Annotated in this window: 16 protein-coding genes; 8 read left to right on the top strand and 8 right to left on the bottom strand. The window is 68.7% G+C overall.

What is annotated here, in order from left to right; genetic code table 11:
- Positions 1-22 precede the first annotated feature (22 nt).
- Positions 23-1,006 carry an endonuclease/exonuclease/phosphatase family protein gene (locus ACIBTM_RS10395; protein ID WP_395876211.1) on the bottom strand — a complete coding sequence of 328 codons (984 nt, stop codon included), beginning with the start codon at positions 1,004-1,006 and terminating at the stop codon, positions 23-25.
- A 180-nt stretch (positions 1,007-1,186) separates the two neighbouring features.
- Between ACIBTM_RS10395 and ACIBTM_RS10390 the strand changes: the two genes are divergently transcribed.
- Both ACIBTM_RS10390 and ACIBTM_RS10385 read left to right on the top strand, forming a co-directional pair.
- Positions 1,187-2,164: an ATP-binding cassette domain-containing protein gene (locus ACIBTM_RS10390; protein ID WP_395876210.1), complete on the top strand. Its 978-nt coding sequence runs from the start codon at positions 1,187-1,189 to the stop codon at positions 2,162-2,164.
- Positions 2,161-2,961, top strand: coding sequence for an ABC transporter permease (locus tag ACIBTM_RS10385; protein ID WP_395876209.1), 801 nt, complete (start codon positions 2,161-2,163; stop codon positions 2,959-2,961). The genes ACIBTM_RS10390 and ACIBTM_RS10385 overlap by 4 nt, the downstream gene beginning before the upstream one ends.
- Positions 2,962-3,024: 63 nt before the next feature.
- Here ACIBTM_RS10385 and ACIBTM_RS10380 read toward each other — a convergent pair whose 3' ends face one another.
- Positions 3,025-6,210, bottom strand: a complete 3,186-nt coding sequence (locus tag ACIBTM_RS10380; protein ID WP_395876208.1) for a BTAD domain-containing putative transcriptional regulator — start codon at positions 6,208-6,210, stop codon at positions 3,025-3,027.
- 151 nt (positions 6,211-6,361) lie between these two features.
- On the opposite strand from ACIBTM_RS10380, the gene ACIBTM_RS10375 reads away from it, so the two are divergent.
- Together ACIBTM_RS10375 and pcp are read left to right on the top strand one after the other, a co-directional pair.
- Positions 6,362-7,777: a M1 family metallopeptidase gene (locus ACIBTM_RS10375; RefSeq protein ID WP_395876207.1), complete on the top strand. Its 1,416-nt coding sequence runs from the start codon at positions 6,362-6,364 to the stop codon at positions 7,775-7,777.
- Positions 7,778-7,803: 26 nt separating this feature from the next.
- A complete protein-coding gene (gene pcp / locus ACIBTM_RS10370) occupies positions 7,804-8,439 on the top strand; it encodes a pyroglutamyl-peptidase I (protein WP_395876206.1) in 636 nt (211 codons plus the stop codon).
- On the opposite strand, the gene ACIBTM_RS10365 is transcribed toward pcp, so the two are convergent.
- Both ACIBTM_RS10365 and ACIBTM_RS10360 read right to left on the bottom strand, forming a co-directional pair.
- Positions 8,440-10,203, bottom strand: a complete 1,764-nt coding sequence (locus ACIBTM_RS10365) for an Hsp70 family protein (RefSeq protein WP_395876205.1) — start codon at positions 10,201-10,203, stop codon at positions 8,440-8,442.
- 308 nt (positions 10,204-10,511) lie between these two features.
- On the bottom strand, positions 10,512-13,070 hold the full coding sequence (locus tag ACIBTM_RS10360) for an ATP-dependent Clp protease ATP-binding subunit (protein ID WP_395876204.1): 2,559 nt from the start codon (positions 13,068-13,070) through the stop codon (positions 10,512-10,514).
- A 346-nt stretch (positions 13,071-13,416) separates the two neighbouring features.
- Between ACIBTM_RS10360 and ACIBTM_RS10355 the strand changes: the two genes are divergently transcribed.
- Positions 13,417-14,235: a (2Fe-2S)-binding protein gene (locus tag ACIBTM_RS10355; protein WP_395876203.1), complete on the top strand. Its 819-nt coding sequence runs from the start codon at positions 13,417-13,419 to the stop codon at positions 14,233-14,235.
- On the opposite strand, the gene ACIBTM_RS10350 is transcribed toward ACIBTM_RS10355, so the two are convergent.
- Positions 14,232-14,813, bottom strand: coding sequence for a TIGR03086 family metal-binding protein (locus tag ACIBTM_RS10350; protein WP_395876202.1), 582 nt, complete (start codon positions 14,811-14,813; stop codon positions 14,232-14,234). The two genes, ACIBTM_RS10355 and ACIBTM_RS10350, sit on opposite strands and share 4 nt — an antisense overlap.
- A gap of 66 nt (positions 14,814-14,879) precedes the next feature.
- Between ACIBTM_RS10350 and ACIBTM_RS10345 the strand changes: the two genes are divergently transcribed.
- The gene (locus ACIBTM_RS10345; protein ID WP_395876201.1) at positions 14,880-15,719 is read left to right on the top strand and encodes a helix-turn-helix domain-containing protein; all 840 of its coding nucleotides are present in this window, start codon (positions 14,880-14,882) and stop codon (positions 15,717-15,719) included.
- Positions 15,720-15,725: 6 nt separating this feature from the next.
- Here the strand turns inward: ACIBTM_RS10345 and ACIBTM_RS10340 are convergent, their stop codons facing one another.
- Both ACIBTM_RS10340 and lysS read right to left on the bottom strand, forming a co-directional pair.
- Positions 15,726-16,079 (bottom strand): Lsr2 family protein, encoded by a 354-nt coding sequence (locus ACIBTM_RS10340; RefSeq protein WP_005165380.1) that lies wholly within the window; start codon positions 16,077-16,079, stop codon positions 15,726-15,728.
- Between the two features lie 151 nt (positions 16,080-16,230).
- Positions 16,231-17,742: a lysine--tRNA ligase gene (lysS, locus tag ACIBTM_RS10335; RefSeq protein ID WP_395876200.1), complete on the bottom strand. Its 1,512-nt coding sequence runs from the start codon at positions 17,740-17,742 to the stop codon at positions 16,231-16,233.
- 96 nt (positions 17,743-17,838) lie between these two features.
- Here lysS and ACIBTM_RS10330 point away from each other — a divergent pair, with 96 nt between their 5' ends.
- The gene (locus ACIBTM_RS10330) at positions 17,839-18,612 is read left to right on the top strand and encodes a class I SAM-dependent methyltransferase (protein ID WP_395876199.1); all 774 of its coding nucleotides are present in this window, start codon (positions 17,839-17,841) and stop codon (positions 18,610-18,612) included.
- Positions 18,609-19,373: a class I SAM-dependent methyltransferase gene (locus ACIBTM_RS10325; protein WP_395876198.1), complete on the top strand. Its 765-nt coding sequence runs from the start codon at positions 18,609-18,611 to the stop codon at positions 19,371-19,373. The genes ACIBTM_RS10330 and ACIBTM_RS10325 overlap by 4 nt, the downstream gene beginning before the upstream one ends.
- Positions 19,374-19,387: 14 nt before the next feature.
- Here the strand turns inward: ACIBTM_RS10325 and ACIBTM_RS10320 are convergent, their stop codons facing one another.
- Complete coding sequence (locus tag ACIBTM_RS10320; RefSeq protein ID WP_395876197.1) at positions 19,388-20,167, bottom strand: type III pantothenate kinase; 780 nt, start codon at positions 20,165-20,167, stop codon at positions 19,388-19,390.
- Positions 20,168-20,169 lie beyond the last annotated feature (2 nt).

The following is a 20,169-nucleotide window of genomic DNA, read 5'->3' as shown; positions in this document are numbered from 1 at the left end:
CGGGAAGCCTGCCAGCGGAAGGTCACTTTCCGGGCAGGACGATTTCCGCGTAGACGGCGTCGTGATCGCTGCCGGGCGTCTCCAGCACCTTGAAGTCGGCGATGGCCGTCCGTTTGTCCGCCAGCACGTGATCGATCGCCACCGGCGGCGCCATCCCGTTCGTCCAGGTCCCCTGCAACGCCCTCCCCAGCTCATCGGCGGCGTCCACGTATCCCCTGGTCAGCAGCTCGCGGAAGAGCGCGTGGTCGAGGCTCGCGTTGAAGTCGCCCGCCAGGATCCGGATGTCGTGCTCGGCGTCGGCGTACGGCAGGTCCTTGGCCTCGGCGACCCACTCGTGCCGGTCCCACATCGGTGCCGACGGATGGACCGCGACGACCTCGACGCGGACGCCGTCCCCGAGATCCGCGCTCGCGCTGGGCTGCTTGTGGTCCGAGTCGCCGCTCAGCGTCAACGGCGTGAGCGGGTACTTCGACACCAGCCCGGAGCCGGACGCCCACTCGGCCGGATGCAGCACGTGGTACGGCAGGACCTGGAACAACCCGGCCCGGTCGAGCCCGGTGATCGCCTCGGGGGTCAGCTCGGTCAAGCTCAGGACGTCGACCTGGTGTTCCTTCACGTAGCCGACGATCCTGGCCGGATCCGCCTGGCCACCGAGCATGTTCGACGCCAGGACGCGGACGTGCTTGCCGTCCAGCGCCTTCTGTTCGTTCGCGAAGGCGCGCGGCAGGACCATCGACGCGATCGTGCAGGTCAGCACCAAGGCGACGACCGCGGTCCACCAGCGGCGCAGTCCCAGCGCGAGGACGCCGAGCACGAGCGTCGCGATCCCGGCGTACGGGGTGAGCGCGAGCGCCGCGATCGTGTACGTGTTGCCGTCGTAGCCGACCAGCCGCAGGGCGGTCAGCACCGCGAACGGCACGACCGCCGCGATGAGGAGCCCGCTGACCAGCTTCCGCCCGGTGCCGGGACGCGCCGCCGGACGGACCGCCCGTTCTTCGATCACCATGCCGTCGAGTATGCCGATCAAGCGCGTCGAGGCGGCGGTCTCCACAACACCTTCACAACCTCCTCACACGGCGTCTACCAGCGCTTATCAGTTCCTGCCAGCCGCTGTCAGCGCGCTGTGCGCGGTCTGCCAGGCCCGACGGGCACCTTTGTCCGCGGGGCGAGATCCACAGGAGGAACGATGACTCACGCGATCAGGGCCGAGGGCCTGGTCAAACACTATGGGGAGACGAAGGCGCTCGACGGGGTCGATCTGGAGGTCCCGGCGGGCAAGGTGGTCGGGGTGCTGGGGCCGAACGGCGCGGGGAAGACGACCGCCGTCCGGATCCTGGCCACCTTGATCCGGCCGGACCGCGGCCACGCGAGCGTCTTCGGGTACGACGTCGTCAAGAACCCGATGGCGGTCCGGAGCATGATCGGGCTGACCGGGCAGTACGCGTCGGTCGACGAGGACCTTTCCGGTACGGAGAACCTCGTCCTGATCGGCAGGCTGCTGGAGTTCTCGAGGGCGGACGCGAAGAAGCGCGCGGCCGAACTGCTGGAGCGGTTCGAGCTGACCGACGCCGCCGGCCGCGCGATCAAGACCTACTCGGGCGGGATGCGGCGGCGGCTCGACCTCGCCGCGAGCCTGGTCGGCCGTCCCAAGGTGCTGTACCTGGACGAGCCGACCACCGGGCTCGACCCGCATGCCCGCAACGAGGTCTGGGCCGTGGTCCGGACGCTGGTCGCCGACGGCACGACGGTGCTGCTCACCACGCAGTACCTGGAGGAGGCCGACCAGCTGGCCGACACGATCACCGTGTTCGACCACGGGCATGTCGTGGCGAACGGGCGGGCCGACGAGCTCAAGCGGCGGACCGGTGGCCAGACGCTGCAGGTGCGGCCGTCCGCGCTCGCCGACCTCGACGCCGTCGAGCGCATCCTGGCCGGGCTCACCGGGGTCCGGCCGAACCGGGACGACGACACCGGGCTGCTCACCGCACCCGTCGCCGACCCCGTCCTGCTGTCCACTTTGGTCCGCAAGCTCGACGAAGCCGGGATCACCGCGGACGAGCTGGCGCTGCGGCTGCCCAGCCTCGACGAGGTGTTCCTCGCGCTGACCGGCAAGAAGGCCGACGAGTCCACAAAGGACGCTACTCCGGAAGGGAGCCTGGTATGACGACCATCGCCGCGCCCGCACCACCACGGCGCGTTTCACTCTCCAGCAGCGGCCGGCACGGGCTTTCCCTTGCCTGGCGCGGCATCCTGAAGATCCGCAAGAACCCGGAGCAGCTGGCCGACGTCACCATCGCGCCGATCATCTTCCTGGTCATGTTCGTCTACCTGTTCGGCGGCGCGCTCGCCCCGAGCATCGACGACTACCTCCAGATGATCGTGCCCGGCATCATGGTGTTCAACATCCTGCAGGCCAGCATGACCGTCGGCGTCCAGCTGAACACCGACGTCACCAAGGGCGTGTTCGACCGGTTCCGGGCGATGCCGATCGCCCGGTCCGCGCCGCTGATCGGCGCCGTGCTGGCCGATATCGTGCGGTACCTGGTGTGCCTGGTCGTGCTGATGGTCGTGGCGACGATCATGGGCTACCGGATCCAGACCGGGCCCGCCGAGTTCGCGCTGGCGATCCTGCTCGTCATCGCGTTCGCGCTGTCGTTCTGCTGGGCTTCGGTGTTCGTCGGGATGCTGGTGAAGAGCCCGGGCGCGGTGCAGGGCCTGATGTTCGTGGTGCTGATGCCGCTGACCTTCGGCAGCAACGTGTTCGTGGGGACGAGCACCATGCCCGGCTGGTTGAAGGCGTGGGCCGACATCAGCCCGGTGACGCAGATGTCCGACGTCCTGCGCGGGCTGATGAACGGGGGACCGATCGCCGGCCCGCTGACCGGCTCGCTGATCTGGATGGCGGCCGCGCTCGCGGTCTTCTTCCCGCTCGCCACGTGGGCTTACCGGAAGCGCGTCTGACGGGGGTCAGGGGAACGCGCGTGAAGGCCCCCTTCCCTCGGCTGAGCTGAGGGAAGGGGGCCTTCACGCGCTCATTTCCCGGCTGATCCAGGAGACCAGGTCCGGCCGCGACAGGCCGGCGTCCTGCACGAGCAGCTCTTCGTAGCGCTCCTCGCCGAAGTGCGCGCGCAGGTCGTCGATCAGCTGCCGGATGGCGGGTTCCCCGAGGTCCAGCCTGCCGCGGAGGAGCTTCGCGGCGCCGAGCAGCCGGACGGCCGCGCCGAGCCTCTCCTGCCGGAACCGGATCAGGCCGCAGACCTCGACGATCCGCCCGAGATCGGGCATGTCGCCGCGTTCCGCGGTGGATTTGACGACGACCGCGGCACCGCGCTCGGCCCCGGCCAGATCTCCGGCGGCCAGCGCGATCTCCGTGTCGATGTACCCGCCGAACTCGTCGCCGAACATGCCCGGCATCGGCACCGTCGCCATCAGCTCCCGGAACCGGACCGCGACCGCGCGCGCCTCGTCGACGCGTCCGGCGCGGCTGAGCAGGTCGGCCTTGCCCACCAGCACCATCACCGCGAGCTGATCGTTGCCGGTGTCGATCGCGTAGCGCTCCGCGTCGCGCATCTCGCGCATCGCCGTGTCGAGGTCACCGCCCCGCGCGTACTCCGTCGCGAGCCGCCAGCGCTGCTGGATCACGTCGTCGTGCGAACCCAGTTCGAGGGCGAGGGCGAGCCCCTGCCGGTACAGCGCGAGCGCGCCCTCGTGATCGCCCGACATCGAGATGTCGCTCGCCTTCATACCCAGCGCCATCGCGGTGCCCCAGCGGTCGCCGACGGCCGAGAACCCTTCGTAGGCCCTGTCCCTGGCCTTGTCGGCTCCGTCGACGTCACCGTCGTCGGCGAGGATGAAGCTCTGCGCCCATGACCCCGCCGACCTGACCCAGGGATCCGGGCTCGCCAGTGCCCTGCCCACCTCACGGTGCGCGAGTTCCTTGTCCTGACTGAAGAAGGCCAGCATGGGCAGGCCGAGGGCGAGCCCGGCGAACCGGGTGTGCGCGTTCGTCCGCACGCATTCGTCGATGAGTTCGAGAACGGCTTCGCGGTCGCCGACGCCCGGCACCATCGCGGTGATCTCCCGCATCGCCCGGAACGCGGCCGCGAAGTCCTCGTCCAGGCGATCGCCGAACGTGAGCACTTCGGCGACGAAGGACTCGACCCGGTCGCTGTCGCCCTTGACCAGCCAGTACCAGAAGGTGCCGCCGAACAGATGCGTCGCCATTTCCACGTCACCGGCGTCGATCGCCTGGCGGAGCGCGGTCACGATGTTGCCGTGCTCGGCGTCGTAGCGCGAGATGGCGATGAGCTGATCCGCCGTCCGCAGCATCGGCTCCAGCCGCTCGGCGAGCTGGGCGTAATACCGGTGATAGGCCTTCGTCAGCCGTTCCCGCTCTTCGGCCTCGTCGAGACGCTCCGCCGCGTACGCCCGGATGGTCTCCAGCATGCGGTAGCGGGGCTCGCCGTGATCACCGGCGATCGCGTCCACAATGGACTTCTCGACGAGTGAGCCGAGAACGTACAGGACATCCTCGGCGGGCAGGCCGTCGTCGGCGCAGACGCTTTCGACCGCTTCGACCTCGGCGCCGGCCCCGAACACCGAAAGCCGCCTGGCGAGCACGCGTTCGGCGTCGTCGAGCAGGTCCCAGCTCCACTCGACGACGGCACGCAACGTGCGCTGCCTCGGCAGTGCCGTCCGGCTGCCGGAGGTCAGCAGGCGGAACCGGTCGTCGAGACGCTGCGAAATCTGCGCGACGGTCATCGACCGCAGCCGCGCCGCGGCCAGCTCCAGCGCCAGCGGCATCCCGTCCAGCCTGCGGCAGATCTGCGCGACTTCGTCCACTGTGGACTCGTCGAGGAGGAAGTCCGGGCGCACGGCCACCGCCCTGTCGACGAACAGCCGGATCGCGCCGGCCTCGGCCGCCTGCGGGACGGTCGGCTTCCCTTCCGGCACGGCCAACGGGCCGAGCGGGCAGAGCGTCTCGCCGTCGATGGCCAGTGCCTCGCGGCTCGTCGCGAGGATGCGCAGCGCCGGCACACGGCGCAACAGGGTGTTCGTCAGCTCCGCGGCCGCGTCGACCAGATGCTCGCAGTTGTCCAGCACCAGCACCGACTCGCCGGCGCCGAGCGTCTCCACGACCCTGGCCAGCGCGTCGACCGGGCGGCGTATCGGGTCGCCGCCGTGCGCGAGGCCGAGATCCCACAGTTCCAGCGCGGCGAAGACCGCGCCGGGCAGGTCGCCGGGGTCGCGGACACCGGCGAGCGGCACGAACCAGACGCGTCCGCGCGCGTGCGCCGGATGCCGCGTCGCGACCTCGGTGGCCAGCCGGGTCTTCCCGGCGCCGCCGGGACCGACGAGCGTCACCAGCCGCGCACCGGCGAGGAGTTCCGCGACCAGCTTCAACTCGTCGTCACGGCCGACGAAACTGGTCAGCCGGACCGGGAGATGGTCGGCGGCCGCGGGCGGCGGGCCGAGTTCACCGCGCAGCGCGGCGAGATGGATCTCCCGGAGTTCGGCCGAGGGATCGACGCCGAGCTGATCGGCCAGCGCCGCCCGGACCTCCTCGTAGACGGCGAGGGCGTCGGACTGCCGGTCCGCCGCGCACAACGCCCGGATCCACAGCCCGGCGAGCCGTTCACGCAGCGGATGCCGCGCGGCGGCCTCCTTGAGATCCGCCAGCACCCGGTCGTGCCCGCCGAGCCGGATCTCCGCTTCGAAACGGTCTTCGGTGGCTTCGAGGCGCAGATCCTCCAAGCGGGTCGCCGGTGCCTGCGCGAAAGGAGCGTCGAGGACGTCGGACAGCGCTTGACCACGCCAGAGGCCGAGCGCCTCGGCGAGGATCGCGGCCGCACCGGCGTCCCGGCCCGCCGCGAGTTCCGCGCGCCCCTCCGCGGCCAGCCGCTCGAAGCGGCACACGTCGACGTCCTCGCGGGCGATGTCCAGCCGGTAACCGCCCGGCCCCGAGCCGAGGGCGACGTCGCCGGCACGCAGGACCTTGCGCAGCCGTGAGACCAGGGACTGCAGCGCGTTCGCCGCGTCGGCGGGCGGCTCCGCGCCCCAGAGACCGTCGACCAGGACCGTCGCCGGGACGGCGCGGCCGGGCTCCAGCGCGAGCCTGGCCAAGAGCATGCGGAGGCGGGCACCGCCGATGTCGACCGGGGTGCCGTCACCGGCCTCCGCTCCGACCGGGCCCAGCAGCGTCACACGCACGGACCCCAGCTTTCCAGAAGCCGCAAACGCATAGCCCCATCAGGCGACGGAAGTGGGGATTATCCGGGCACGAAGGAGCTTTCCGGGCGGAAGGCGGAGATCACGGCGCTACGTTCGGGACCAAGTCACAGCCGATCGACTGGGAGCGTGAATGAGGTACCGGAGTGCGGCCGTCATCGCCGCCGTTCTGGCCGCGAGTGTCCTCGGCGGCGGGACCGCCGTCGCCGACACCGGGAAACCCGGCGCCGACGGCGCTGGCGACAGCTACTACCCACAGGACGGCAACGGCGGCTACGACGTCGGCGACTACAACCTGAAAATCGGCTACGAGCCGGCCACCAAGCAGCTCACCGGCCTGCAGACGATCACCGGGCGGACCACGCAGGCGCTGAGCTCGTTCAACCTCGACCTGCACGGGCTGACCGTCGACTCGGTCAAGGTCAACGGGCGGAAGGCGGCCTTCATCCGCACCGGCGACCACGAACTCGTGATCACCCCGGCGCGTCCGCTGCGGAACCACGAGCGGTTCACCGCCGAAATCGCGTATCACGGCGTCCCGCAGCCGATCGAGGATCCGGCGCTGGGCGAGAACGGCTGGCAGTACGCGAAATCCGGCGGCGCCTTCGTCGCGGGCGAGCCGAAATCCGCGACCACCTGGTACCCGGTCAACGACACCCCGCGCGACAAGGCCACCTTCCACCTCTCCGTCACCGTGCCCTCGGAGTGGGGCGTCATCTCGAACGGCCGCGAGCGCGGGCATTTCGCCGACGGGCCGAAGACCACCTACGTCTGGGCCGAAGAGACCCCGGCCGTGCCGTACATGACGACGGTCGCGATCGACAAATGGGAGTTCGAGCGGACGAAGCTGTCCGACGGCACCCCGGTCGTCAACGCCTACGCCCCCGGCACCCCCGCGTCGACCAAACAGGCCGAGGCGCGGCTGCCGGAGATCATCGACTTCCTGGCGTCGAAGTTCGGACGCTATCCGGTGGACGCGGCGGGCGGCATCTTCCTCGCCGAGCCGATCGGGTTCTCGCTGGAGACGCTGAGCAGGCCGATCTACTCGGGCGCGGCGGGCAACATCCCGACGATCGTGCACGAGAACGCCCACCAGTGGTGGGGCGACTCGGTCGCCGTCGACAAGTGGAAGGACGTCTGCCTGAACGAATGCTTCGCCTCGTACGCGGAATGGCTGTGGTCCGAGGCGAAGTCGGGCCAGGACCTCAAGGCGCGCTACCTGACCGCCGTGCAGAAGGCGACGGACCGGTTCTGGGCCGGGAAGCTGTACGACATGGGCCCTGGCAACGAGTTCACCTACGTCTACTCGAAGGGGCCGGTGGCGCTGCACGCGCTGAAGAACTACATCGGCGCCGCGCCGTTCGACCGCGTCCTCAAGACGTGGCCCGCCATCCACCGCGACGGCAACGCGAGCCTTCCGGAGTTCCAGAAGTTCGCCGAGCGCGTCGCGCACAAGAACCTCCAGGGCTTCTTCGACGCGTGGTTCTACGGCAACACCAAACCGGCGCCCGAGTTCCTCTACCCCGGGGACCTCAAGCCCGCCGCCTGACCTGCGTCACACGTTAGGGTGAGGGCATGACGTCTGTGCTCCTCACCGGTTTCGAACCGTTCGGCGGTGAGCGGGTGAATCCGTCGTGGCAGGCGGTTTCCCTGCTCACCGGCCGTCGGCACGACACCGTGGCCGTCGAACTGCCGTGTGTCTTTTCGCGTTCGCTGGTCACCTTGCGCGACGCGATCGACGAGTACCGCCCGGATCTGGTGATCTGCGTCGGCCAGGCGGGCGGCCGCCCCGACGTCACCCCGGAGCGGGTCGCGATCAACCTGATCGACGCCCGCATCCCGGACAACGCGGGCTCGCAGCCCGTCGACGTCCCGGTGATCCCCGGCGGGCCCAACGCGTACTTCACCACGCTGCCGGTGAAGGCCTGTGTCACGGGGATCAAGGACGCGGGGCTGCCGGCGTCGGTCTCGCACACCGCCGGGACATACGTGTGCAATCAGGTCTTCTACGGGCTGATGCACTTGCTGGACAACGACTTTCCCGGTGTGCGCGGCGGTTTCGTGCATGTGCCGTACACCCCGGAGCAGGCCGCGCGGACCACCGCGCCGAGCCTGGCCGTGCACCGCTCCGCCGAGGCGCTGGAGATCATCGTGGACACGGCGCTTTCGGTGACCGAAGACCTTTCGACACCGGCGGGCACCCTGCACTGATCAAGGCTTGAGCTGCGCGGTGAAGAACTCGACCATCTCCGCGGTCGTCCGCGCGCCGCCGTCGCTCCGGGTCGAGACGAGCATCGCGCTCAACGGCGCGTCTTCGGTCCCGAAGAGCACGATGCCGCTGCGAGCTCCCACGCCCGCCACGTAGCGCCCTCGGAGCCCGTCGGCCGCCCAGGTGCCCTCCGCGGGCTTGCCCTTGGTCATCCGCTGCCGGACGCCGTCCTCCAGGCCGGTCATCGCGACGCCCTGGTAGTAGTTGATCGCGTTCGACCCTTTGCCGTCCTGGAACACGCAAGTGACCGCGGACGACGCCCCCACCGTGGCGGCCGCGTCCGGCGCGTCCCGGCAGTCGTCCCGCTGCGGGATGACGGCGGCGATCCGGCGGAGACAGTCCGTGAACCCCTGCGCGTCCTTCGGCCCCGGCTGATCGCAGCTCACCGGTTGCGCCGGGGCGGGCGCCGCGACCGGCGCCTTCTCGCCCCCGCTGAGCAGGACGATCGTCGTCACGATCGCCGCGAGGGCGAGCGCGACGACGCCGTAGGTCGTGGGCTTCTGCCAGCTCCGGCCGGGCTGTGGCGGGGGCGGCGTCCAGCGCGGCGGCTGCGGACGCTGCGGCGGGGGCTGTTGCTGGACGGGCTGCTGGACGGGCTGTGGCCGCACCGGCGCGAAAGCGGGCACGGTCAGCTGCGAGTCTTCGCCACCGGTGGGCACGTGATGCAGCCCGAACGCGACCGCCGTCTCCGGCTGGTCCTGCGTGGTCGGCGCGATCCTGAGTTGATTCGCCAGCAGGCTCGCCAGCAACGGCATCCGGCTCGGCCCGCCGACGAGGTAGACGCCGCCGAGCCGATCCGGGGACAGCCCGGCGCGATGGATCGTGGCGGCCAGGAGTTCGCCGCTGCGCAGGAAACTCGGCCGGACGAGCGCTTCGAGCTCCATCCGCGACACCCGCACGTCGCCGAACGGCTCCGGCATCGGGATCTCGGTCTGCTGGTGGCGGGACAGGCTTTCCTTGGCGTCACGGACATCCTGCAGCAACGACCGGCGCGTCCGGCGGTCGCTGACCGACTGCGGGCGCAGGATCCGTTGCCAGTGCGCGGGATCGGAATGCGAAACCTCGCGGCCGATATGCACCAGCAGCGCCTGGTCGATGTCGAGACTGCCGAGGTCGGGCAGCCCGTCCTCGGCAAGCACAGCGAACCCCTGCGCGCTGACCCCGACGACGGCGCAGTCGAAGGTGCCCGCCCCGAGGTCGTACACCGCGATCGGACCGGGCGGGCGCCTGCCGTTGTTGAGGGAGGCGTAATGCGCGGCGGCCGCGACCGGCTCGGGAATGAGCACCGTGGCGGGAAATCCGGCCTTGAGCGCGGCGTCGCGGAGGATCTGCTTGCGATCCGGGCCCCAGCCCGCGGGATGCGAAATGCGCACCTGCGCGGGCAGACGCTGGAGAAGCAGCTCGGCCTCTTCGCCGACCCGGCGCAGGACCGCGGCGAAGGCGTCGGCGATCGGGAGCGAGACGTCACCGAGCTGGAGAGCGCCCTCGTCGATGCGCCGCTTCGGATTCGCCTCGAACCGGCTCGGATCGAGCCGGGCCCGGCGTTCGGCGTCCCGGCCGACGAAGACCGTGCCGTCCTTGTCGACGTAGATCGCGGACGACATCGTCACCGACCCGTCGATCTCGACGACCTGCGTCCCCCTGCCGTGGATCGAAAGCACCCCCACCGTGCTGGAGGTACCGAAATCGATCGCCAGAACGTCCACCTGACCCCCTCCCGGACCCGAGGGCATCGTCTCACGCCCCCCGATCACGCGAGTTCCGCCTCCAATCACGCGAGTCGCGCCCTCAATCACGCGTGTCGTCCATCCACGCACACGTGTCGTCCACCCAGACACGCATGGCGTCCGTACGGAAAGACGAACTCGCGTGACCGAACACGTAACTCGCGTGATTGAAGGGCGAACTCGCGTGATTGGAGGCGGAACACGCGTGATCAGACGGACGCCACGGCCCCGGATGCGAAAGTGCCCGCCGCGGCGAACCGCGACGGGCACTTCCAGAGCAGAGAGACTTACTCGCCCTCGGCTTCACCGTTCTCTTCGGTCGAGCCGGCGCCGATGCTGACCGGCGGGGCGTCCGGGACCGACGAGGGCCGGGCTTCGCCGCGGAAGACGAAGTGCGCCTTGTCGTCCTTCTCGCCCTCTTCGTCGTTCCAGCCTTCGACGTCGACCAGGATGATCTGGCCGGCCTGGACCTCGCCGAACAGGATCTTCTCCGACAGCTGGTCCTCGATCTCGCGCTGGATCGTGCGACGCAGCGGCCGCGCGCCCAGCACCGGGTCGAAGCCGCGCTTGGCGAGCAGCGACTTGGCCTTGGGCGTGAGCTCCAGCTCCATGTCCTTGGCCTTGAGCTGCGTCTCGACCCGGGCGATCATCAGATCGACCATCTCGATGATCTGGTCCTTGGTCAGCTGGTGGAAGACGATGATGTCGTCGATCCGGTTCAGGAACTCCGGCCGGAAATGCTTCTTCATCTCCTCGTTGACCTTTTGCTTCATCTTCTCGTACCGGTTGGTGCTGTCACCGCCGGACGAGAACCCGAGCGAGACGGACTTGGAGATGTCCGAGGTACCCAGGTTCGAGGTGAAGATGAGCACGGTGTTCTTGAAGTCGACCGTACGACCCTGACCGTCGGTGAGACGGCCGTCTTCGAGGACCTGCAGGAGCGTGTTGTAGATCTCCTGGTGGGCCTTCTCGATCTCGTCGAACAGCACCACCGAGAACGGCTTGCGCCGCACCTTCTCGGTCAGCTGGCCGCCCTCTTCGTAGCCGACGTAGCCCGGAGGGGCACCGAAGAGCCGCGAAGCGGTGTAGCGGTCGTGGAACTCGCCCATGTCGATCTGGATGAGCGCGTCGTCCTCGCCGAACAGGAACGCCGCGAGCGCCTTGGACAGCTCGGTCTTACCGACACCGGACGGGCCGGCGAAGATGAACGAGCCGGAGGGACGCTTCGGGTCCTTCAGGCCGGCGCGGGTGCGGCGGATCGCCTGGGAGACGGCCTTGACCGCGTCCTCCTGGCCGATGATCCGCTTGTGCAGCTCGTCCTCCATGCGGAGCAGACGCGTGGTCTCCTCCTCGGTGAGCTTGAACACCGGGATGCCGGTCCAGTTGGCGAGGACCTCGGCGATCTGCTCCTCGTCGACCTCGGCGACGACGTCGAGGTCGCCGTCCTTCCACTGCTTCTCCCGCTCGCCCTTCTGGCCGAGGAGGGTCTTCTCCTCGTCACGGAGGCGGGCGGCGCGCTCGAAGTCCTGCGCGTCTATCGCGGACTCCTTGTCCCTGCGCACGTCGGCGATCTTCTCGTCGAACTCGCGCAGGTCCGGCGGCGCGGTCATGCGGCGGATGCGCATCCGGGCGCCGGCCTCGTCGATCAGGTCGATCGCCTTGTCCGGCAGGAAGCGGTCGTTGATGTAGCGGTCCGCGAGGGTCGCCGCCTGCACCAGCGCGCCGTCGGTGATCGAGACGCGGTGGTGCGCCTCGTACCGGTCGCGCAGCCCCTTCAGGATCTCGATCGTGTGCTCGAGCGACGGCTCGCCGACCTGGATCGGCTGGAAGCGGCGCTCCAGCGCGGCGTCCTTCTCGATGTACTTGCGGTACTCCTCGAGAGTGGTCGCGCCGATGGTCTGCAGCTCGCCTCGGGCCAGCATCGGCTTCAGGATCGACGCGGCGTCGATCGCGCCCTCGGCGGCACCCGCGCCGACGAGCGTGTGCAGCTCGTCGATGAACAGGATGATGTCGCCGCGGGTCTTGATCTCCTTCAGCACCTTCTTCAGGCGCTCTTCGAAGTCACCGCGGTACCGGGAACCGGCGACCAGGGAGCCGAGGTCGAGGGTGTAGAGCTGCTTGTCCTTCAGCGTCTCGGGGACCTCGCCCTTGACGATGTTCTGCGCGAGCCCTTCGACGACGGCGGTCTTGCCGACGCCGGGCTCACCGATGAGGACCGGGTTGTTCTTGGTGCGCCGCGACAGCACCTGCATGACCCGCTCGATCTCTTTGCCCCGGCCGATGACCGGGTCGAGCTTGCCTTCGCGGGCCTGGACGGTCAGGTTGCGGCCGAACTGGTCGAGCACCAGCGACGACGACGGGGTGCCTTCACCGCGTCCGGAGCCGGTCTCGGTCGACTCCTTGCCACCCTGGTAGCCCGACAGCAGCTGCAGAACCTGCTGACGCACCCGGTTGAGGTCCGCGCCGAGCTTGACGAGCACCTGTGCGGCGACGCCTTCTCCTTCGCGGATCAGCCCGAGCAGGATGTGCTCGGTGCCGATGTAGTTGTGGCCGAGCTGCAGCGCTTCGCGCAGCGACAGCTCAAGCACCTTCTTGGCCCGCGGGGTGAAGGGGATGTGCCCGCTCGGGGCCTGCTGCCCCTGGCCGATGATCTCCTCGACCTGCTGGCGGACGCCCTCCAGCGCGATGCCCAGCGATTCCAGCGCCTTGGCGGCGACACCTTCACCCTCGTGGATCAGACCCAGGAGGATGTGCTCGGTGCCGATGTAGTTGTGGTTGAGCATCCTGGCCTCTTCTTGGGCCAGGACGACCACCCGCCTCGCGCGGTCGGTGAACCTCTCAAACATGTGCACTCCCTCGACTGCTGCGACGGCGGCCCGTTTCCATCGTGCTTTCACCGCGATGGATTCAGCACCGTGAGACCACTCTAGTAGCCATGCGGTCGCGCTGGCGTACCACTACGGCTGATTGCGGCCCGTTCGCGCCCAGGCCGTTCTCCGGCCGTGCGCTCTTTCATCTTCCGGTTGCCCTGCACCTTTACGTCAAGCCCAACGTGCGAACGCGTGCCCGGATTCCGCCGGATGAGCGTTGTCCGCTGAGCGCGAACACGGCTCCGCCCAGCGGATGGACACCCGTCCGGAGTAGTCACGGACGGTATGTAAGGTTAGGCGTACCTAATGACGGGAGGTCGGTGTGTCACATCCTCACACGCTCGCGTCACGCGAAGACGGACTGAGCGCCTCCCTGTCGAGGATGCCCGAAGACACCCGGCTCCGCGCGGACGTGCCGGAGGGTGAGCCGGGCTGGGTCCGCTGCGCCGATCTGCTCGGCGAACCGGCCCGCCTCGTGCGCTGGCGGGAGCGCCTCCGCGACTGGCTGGCCGAGACGTATCCGCAGGCGACCGAAATCCCCGAGCGGACCCCGGCGAGCTGGATCCTGTCCTGGTACCTGCACGTCCCGGCCTTGGCCGGCGCGATGCTGCTCCATCACGAACGCCGCGTCCCGTCGCTGGCGCCGTCCGCGCTGGCGTTCCGGATCGGCGCCGACCGGCCCCATCCCGATTCGGTGGCCGTCCTCGGCGACGGATTCCACTGCCTGCCCACGGACCCTGGCTCGGCACATCCCATGGCCGTCGTGGTCTCCGGCGAACGGGCGCTGGCGGCCGTCCTGCGGGGCCGGTTCGTCGCGCACGCGAGCCGGTTCATCGACGTCTACGGGCCGATGACGAGGCTCGGGCGACGCCAGTTGTGGGCCGCCGCCACAGACGCGCTCGACAACGCGCTGTGGTCGGCGGGGCGGCTGGGCGGGACCCCGGAGGCCGAGGGCGCCGGGGTCGCGGACGCGGCCTTGGTCCTCGAAGCCCGGTTCCCGCCGTTGACATCGTCATCGAAGCTGACGTTGACCACCGGAGCCGACGGATGCCGCGAGTGGACGAGAATCCGCGAAGGCTGCTGTTTCAACTATCTGCTTCCCGCGGAATCGGAATGCGGAGGGTGCCCGCGAATCCGCTAACGGATCCAGCCGGGGTTCCGTCCCGTCACGCCCAAGGCACGCTCGAACGTCGTCGCGTCTCCCGCGACGGCCACTTCTTCCCCGTACACCTTCATCGCCCGGGCCTGTTCCCCCATCGCCGCCGCGGACGCCAAGACGGCTTCGGCCACTTCGGGTGCGACGTCGAGCGAGCGGCCGGTCGCCTTCGCCAGATCCCAGCCGTGGAAGACGAACTCGCCGAGCACCATGTCGCCGACGAACGAGGACGGCATCTCCGTCTTGCCGAGCGCCGTCGTGCCCTGCCACGCCTCGGGTGCCCCGAAGACGTCCACGAGCCGCGCGGTCTGCTTCTCGATGGCATTGCGCCATTCGCCGTCGGCGAGGCCCGCCTCGGCCTCGCCGGCGGACACCTCGGGCGGCGCCGCCTTGCTCCCGGCGGCTTCGAGCCAGGGGCCCCAGTAGAGAAGGTGGTTCAGCAACGCGCGGACGTCGTACTCGGCGCACGGGGTGCGGCCGGAGAGGTCGGACTCGCCGATCCCGCGCAGGATTCCGGCGAATTCCGCGGCGGCGGGAGCGATCAGGGCACTGTGTTCGGACATGAGGTCATGAGCTCACGGGAACCGGCACGCTGTCTTGAAGAAACGCGACAGAGTTAGGTTCATCCGGTGAGCGGGCACCGGATCCCGGCGGGGATCGTCAACGCGCGGGCGGCGAAGTTCAGCCTCGTCCGGCATCCGCCGACGCCGGAACTGCGCCCGTACGTCGACCACCACTGGGTGCTGCGCTGGGATCTGCGCGGCCGACCGGGCGAGGAACAGGCGGTTTTGCCCAATCTCGCGGTGAACGTCACGTTCTTCCGCCTCGCGGCAGGCGCGTTCGGGCCGGGGAAACGGCCTTTCCGCTACCTCGTCGAGGGCGCGGACCAAGGTATCGGCGTGCGATTCCGCCCCGGGGCATTCCGGGCATTCCTCGGCGGTCCGGTCTCGATGATCTCCGGCGGTTCCGTTCCGCTCACCGATCTCTTCCCCGGCGCCGGAGGAGTGACGGAATCGGTACGGAATGCGACGGACGACTTCGAAATGGTCCGTGGCGCGGAGGAACTGCTCCTCGCGAAACGCCCGGTGCTCACCGCCGCGGCCGCGACGGCCATCGAAGCGGTGGAAACAATCGCGGCCGAGCCCGCCATTACCCGGGTCGCCGAGCTGTCAAGCCGGACGGGCCTGTCTCAACGAAGCCTGCAACGCCTGTTCGCCGAACATGTCGGTACCGCCCCCAAATGGGCGATTCAGGTATACCGATTGAACGAAGCGGCGGCACGGATCGCCGCCGAGGAACGGCCGGACTACGCGGAACTGGCGACGGAGCTGGGCTATAGCGACCAAGCGCACTTCACCCGGGATTTCCGCTCCGTGACCGGATGGGCGCCCACCGAGTACGCCCGCTTGAACCGTGTACAAGAACAAGAAAGCCGCCGGGAAAAGTTTCCCGGCGGCCGTCTGGTCTGAAAGACCTCAGTTCTTCTTGTGGTAGGCCTCCACGACCTCGGACGGGATACGCCCACGGTCGGAAACCTGGAAGCCGTTCTTGCGGGCCCAGGCGCGAATGGCCTGGTTCTGCTCGCGGTCCACGGTCGCGGGACGGGCGGCGGCCTTCACGCCGGCGACCGGACGAATGGCGGTGCGCTTACGGCCACCCGCGCGACGGGCGTGCTCCACATACTGGGCCAGCGCGTCACGAAGCTCTTCCGCGTTTTCCGCGGAAAGGTCGATCTGGTAGCTCACACCGTCCAAACCGAACTCGACGGTCTCTTCCGCCTCAGTGCCATCGAGGTCGTCGACGAGCGAGACGAGCACCTTCTGTGCCATCTGTTTCCTCCTGCTGGGGGCTTACACGAATGATCTGGTACGGGGCATGCCCCGGACAGAAGACTTTGTCTAGCGACATTAATACCCGCTACCGACTCATAACGCAAATCTTGTTTACGAGAACGATCGAGGTATCTGTCACGCGGACGGGTTATTCGGGTCGGACGAGCGGGAACAGGATGGTCTCCCGGATACCAAGGCCGGTCAGCGCCATCAGCAACCGGTCGATCCCCATTCCGACACCACCGCTCGGCGGCATTCCGTACTCCAGCGCGCGGAGGAAATCCTCATCCAGGTTCATGGCCTCACTATCACCCTGTGCACCCAGCCGAGCCTGTTCCACCAGACGCTGACGCTCTACCACGGGATCGACCAGCTCGGAGTATCCGGTGGCCAGTTCGAATCCGCGCACGTACAGATCCCACTTCTCGGCAACCCCCGGCTTGCTGCGATGTTGCCTGGTCAGCGGGGATGTCTCGACCGGAAAATCACGGACAAAAGTGGGTTCGTGGAGATGATCGCCGACGAGATGTTCCCAAAGTTCTTCGACCAGTTTGCCGTGGCCTAACTTTGGGTCGAGCTCCAGCTCTCGCGCTTCGGCATAGGAACGCAGCTTGTCCCCCGGCGTCTCGGGAGTGACCTCTTCCGACAACGCCTCGGACAACGACTCGTACATTCCGAGCGTGGTCCACTCGTCGGACAGGTCGTACTCCGAACCGTCGGCGAGAGTGACCACCTGAGTGCCGAGAACGTTCTGCGCCGCCTCCTGGATGAGCTGACGCGTCATCACCGCGTTGGAGTCATAGGTCGCATACGCTTCGTAGTACTCGAGCATGGCGAACTCGGGCGAGTGCGAGGAGTCGCTGCCCTCGTTCCGGAAGTTGCGGTTGATCTCGAAGACCTTCTCGATCCCGCCGACCACGCAACGCTTGAGGTACAGCTCCGGTGCGATCCTCAGGTACAGATCGAGGTCGAAGGCATTCGAATGCGTGACGAATGGCCGCGCCGCGGCACCACCGTGCAGTGTTTGCAGCATCGGGGTCTCGACCTCGAGGAATCCTCGACCGTGAAACGAGTCACGCAGGGAACGCAGCACACCGGCGCGGGTACGGACCACGTCCCGCGCCTTGGGACGCACGATCAGATCGACATAACGCTGCCGGATCCGCGTTTCCTCGGCCAGATCTTTGTGCGCCACGGGCAACGGGCGCAATGCTTTCGACGTGATGCGCCAGGAGTCGGCCATCACGGAAAGCTCACCGCGCTTGGAGGTGATGACCTCGCCCGAGACGAATACGTGATCACCCAGATCGACATCGGACTTCCACGCCGCGAGCGCGTCCTCGCCCACCTTCGCGAGGCTGAGCATCGCCTGCAACTCGGTGCCGTCGCCTTCACGAAGACTCGCGAAACACAGTTTGCCGGTATTGCGCATGTACATGACCCGGCCGGTGATACCGACGATGTCGCCGGTGGCGGTGTCGACAGGAAGACCGGAATGCTTCGCGCGCACTTCGGCCAGCGAGTGCGTCCGGGGCACCTCGACCGGATACGGATCGATACCCTCCGCGATTATCCGGTCGCGCTTGTCCCGGCGCACCCGCATCTGTTCCGGCAGGTCTTCGTCGGGGCTCACGCCCTCGGATGCGGGGATTTCAGTCATAGCGCACAGCGTACGAACCCGCCGCTTCCCTACGCCAACCGGATTACCTTTTCCGGGTCCGGACCGGCCGGTTTTCTCTCCATTAACCTTGATCGCGTGAACTCATCCACTCCCGGCATCGAACCCGAACTGCACGCACGTCGCGCCGCCTCGTTCGGCGCGAAGGCCGCCGACTATGCCGCGCATCGGCCGGACTATCCGGAAAAGGCACTGGCCTGGGGGCTGGCCGGCGCGGCGGGAACCCCGGAGCGGGTCCTCGACCTCGCCGCCGGAACCGGCAAGGTCAGCGAAGGACTGCTGGCGCTGGGCGTCTCGGTCACGGCCGTCGAGCCGGACGAGAAGATGCTCGCCGAGCTCACCAAGACACTCCCCGCCGTGACGCCGCATATCGGGACCGCCGAAGAGATCCCGCTGCCGGACGGATCCGTGGACGCCGTGGTCGTCGGCCAGGCCGTCCACTGGTTCGACCTCGACCGGGCCTATCCGGAGATGGCCAGGGTGCTGAAACCGGGAGGAGTCGTCGCCGCGTTGTGGAACCACGACGACGAGTCGGCGGGCTGGCTGGCGGAGCTGAACAAGCTGATCAAGACGTCGATGAGCAGGCGCTGGCTGAGCGACTACGAATCGCTGCCGGAACACGAGGCCTTCGAGCCGTTCGAGAAGAAGACGTTCGGCCACAAACAACCCAGGACGGCGGAAACCCTCGTCGCCACTCTCGCGACCCATTCGCACATGCTGGTGGCCACGGCGGCGGAACGCGAAGCCAAACTTCGCACGGCGCGGGAATTCCTCGACCGGAATCCGGAAACCGCCTCGGGGGAATTCGACCTGCCGATCACCACCACCGTCTTCCGGGCGCGTAAGCGATGACCGACTGGAAGGCGGCATTCACGACGACGTTCGGGGCCCCCGCGTCGGCGGTGTCCGCGCGGATCTGGGCCGAGGTGTACGGCGACGAGTACCCCGCCGAACTGGACACCTACAGCTTCGTGACCCGCACCGACCTGCGGCGCATCGCCGCCGAAGCGCGTCTGGAGCCGGGTGGGCGGCTGGCCGACATCGGCTGCGGGCGCGGCGGCCCCGGGCTGTGGGTCGCCGCACGCACCTACGCGACGCTCACCGGCATCGACATCGCGGAGACGGCGCTGGCGTCGGCACGGCGTCGCGCGGAGGCCATGGATGTCGAGGCGACCGAGTTCCGGGTCGGCGACTTTCAGGACACCGGGCTGGAGGACGCGTCATTCGAAGCGGTGATGAGCGTCGACGCGCTGCTGTTCGCGCCCGACAAGCGGCGCGCCTGCGAGGAGTTCGCGCGGATCCTCGCGCCGGGCGGGCGGCTGCTCGTCACGACCTGGGACTTCGACGGGCAGCCGGTGAACCGGCCGCCCCAGGTCGCCGACCACCGGCCGCTGCTGGAAGCCGCCGGATTCGACGTCCTTGCCTACGAGGAGACGCCGGACTGGCGGGCACGGCAGCGGCGGACGATGGAGCTGTCGCTCGAACGGGCGGAGGAGCTGGCGGCGGAATCGGGCGACGATCCTTCGAGGCTCCGGGCGAGCCTCGAACAGACGCTGCGGAACCAGGACCTCATGACGCGGCGGGTGCTGATGATCGCCTCCCGCCGCGTTTAGTCCTCTGAATGCGGTCAAACGCGGTGGTTGCGCTCGTAGACCAGCCGGAGGCCCAGGAGCGTCAGATCCGGCGCGTGCTCGGTGATCGTCTCGGACTCGCCGAGCACCAAGGGCGCGAGGCCGCCGGTCGCGATCACCGCGACCGGATCCGCCCCGCCCGGCGAGAGTTCGCGCTTGATCCGCTTCACGAGGCCGTCGACCTGGCCGGCGAAGCCGTAGAGAATGCCGGATTGCAGGCATTCCACGGTGTTCTTCCCGATCACCGACCGCGGCGGCACCAGTTCCACCTTGCGCAGCGCCGCGGCCCGCGCGGCCAGCGCGTCGACCGAGATCTCGATACCGGGGGCGAACGCGCCGCCGAGGAATTCGCCCTTGGCGGAGATGGCGTCCACATTGGTCGAAGTCCCGAAATCCACCACCACGCAGGCGGTGGACGGGTGCAGGTGATGCGCGGCCAGGGTGTTCACCAGCCTGTCCGCGCCCACCTCCTTGGGGTTGTCGACCAGGAGCGGCACACCGGTGCGCACCCCCGGCTCGACGACGATCTTCGGCACCCTGGCGTAGTACCGCGAAAGCATGACGCGCAGCTCCCGCAGCACGGCGGGAACCGTGGACAGCGCGCTGATCCCGGTGACCGCGTCCGCGTGCGAGCCGAGGAGCCCGCGCATGGTGAGCGCGAGCTCGTCGGCGGTCATCCGCGCGTCGGTGCGCATGCGCCAGTCACCAGCCAGCTCGTTTCCCGAATACAGCCCGAGAACGATATTGGTGTTGCCGACGTCGACCGTGAGCAGCAAGG

Source organism: Amycolatopsis sp. NPDC049868, assembly GCF_044461365.1.
In the GTDB taxonomy this organism is placed as follows: Bacteria; Actinomycetota; Actinomycetes; order Mycobacteriales; family Pseudonocardiaceae; genus Amycolatopsis.
This window is presented reverse-complemented; position numbering and strand designations above follow the sequence as displayed.

Bases quoted from the DNA above. Each gene is read 5' to 3' on its own strand.
- ACIBTM_RS10340 (WP_005165380.1), bottom strand. From the start codon at position 16,079: ATGGCACAGAAGGTGCTCGTCTCGCTCGTCGACGACCTCGATGGCACT.
- pcp (WP_395876206.1), top strand. From the start codon at position 7,804: ATGACGTCTGTGCTCCTCACCGGTTTCGAACCGTTCGGCGGTGAGCGG.
- ACIBTM_RS10390 (WP_395876210.1), top strand. From the start codon at position 1,187: ATGACTCACGCGATCAGGGCCGAGGGCCTGGTCAAACACTATGGGGAG.
- ACIBTM_RS10395 (WP_395876211.1), bottom strand. From the start codon at position 1,006: ATGGTGATCGAAGAACGGGCGGTCCGTCCGGCGGCGCGTCCCGGCACC.
- ACIBTM_RS10325 (WP_395876198.1), top strand. From the start codon at position 18,609: ATGACCGACTGGAAGGCGGCATTCACGACGACGTTCGGGGCCCCCGCG.
- ACIBTM_RS10360 (WP_395876204.1), bottom strand. From the start codon at position 13,070: ATGTTTGAGAGGTTCACCGACCGCGCGAGGCGGGTGGTCGTCCTGGCC.
- ACIBTM_RS10375 (WP_395876207.1), top strand. From the start codon at position 6,362: ATGAGGTACCGGAGTGCGGCCGTCATCGCCGCCGTTCTGGCCGCGAGT.
- ACIBTM_RS10350 (WP_395876202.1), bottom strand. From the start codon at position 14,813: ATGTCCGAACACAGTGCCCTGATCGCTCCCGCCGCCGCGGAATTCGCC.
- lysS (WP_395876200.1), bottom strand. From the start codon at position 17,742: ATGACTGAAATCCCCGCATCCGAGGGCGTGAGCCCCGACGAAGACCTG.
- ACIBTM_RS10385 (WP_395876209.1), top strand. From the start codon at position 2,161: ATGACGACCATCGCCGCGCCCGCACCACCACGGCGCGTTTCACTCTCC.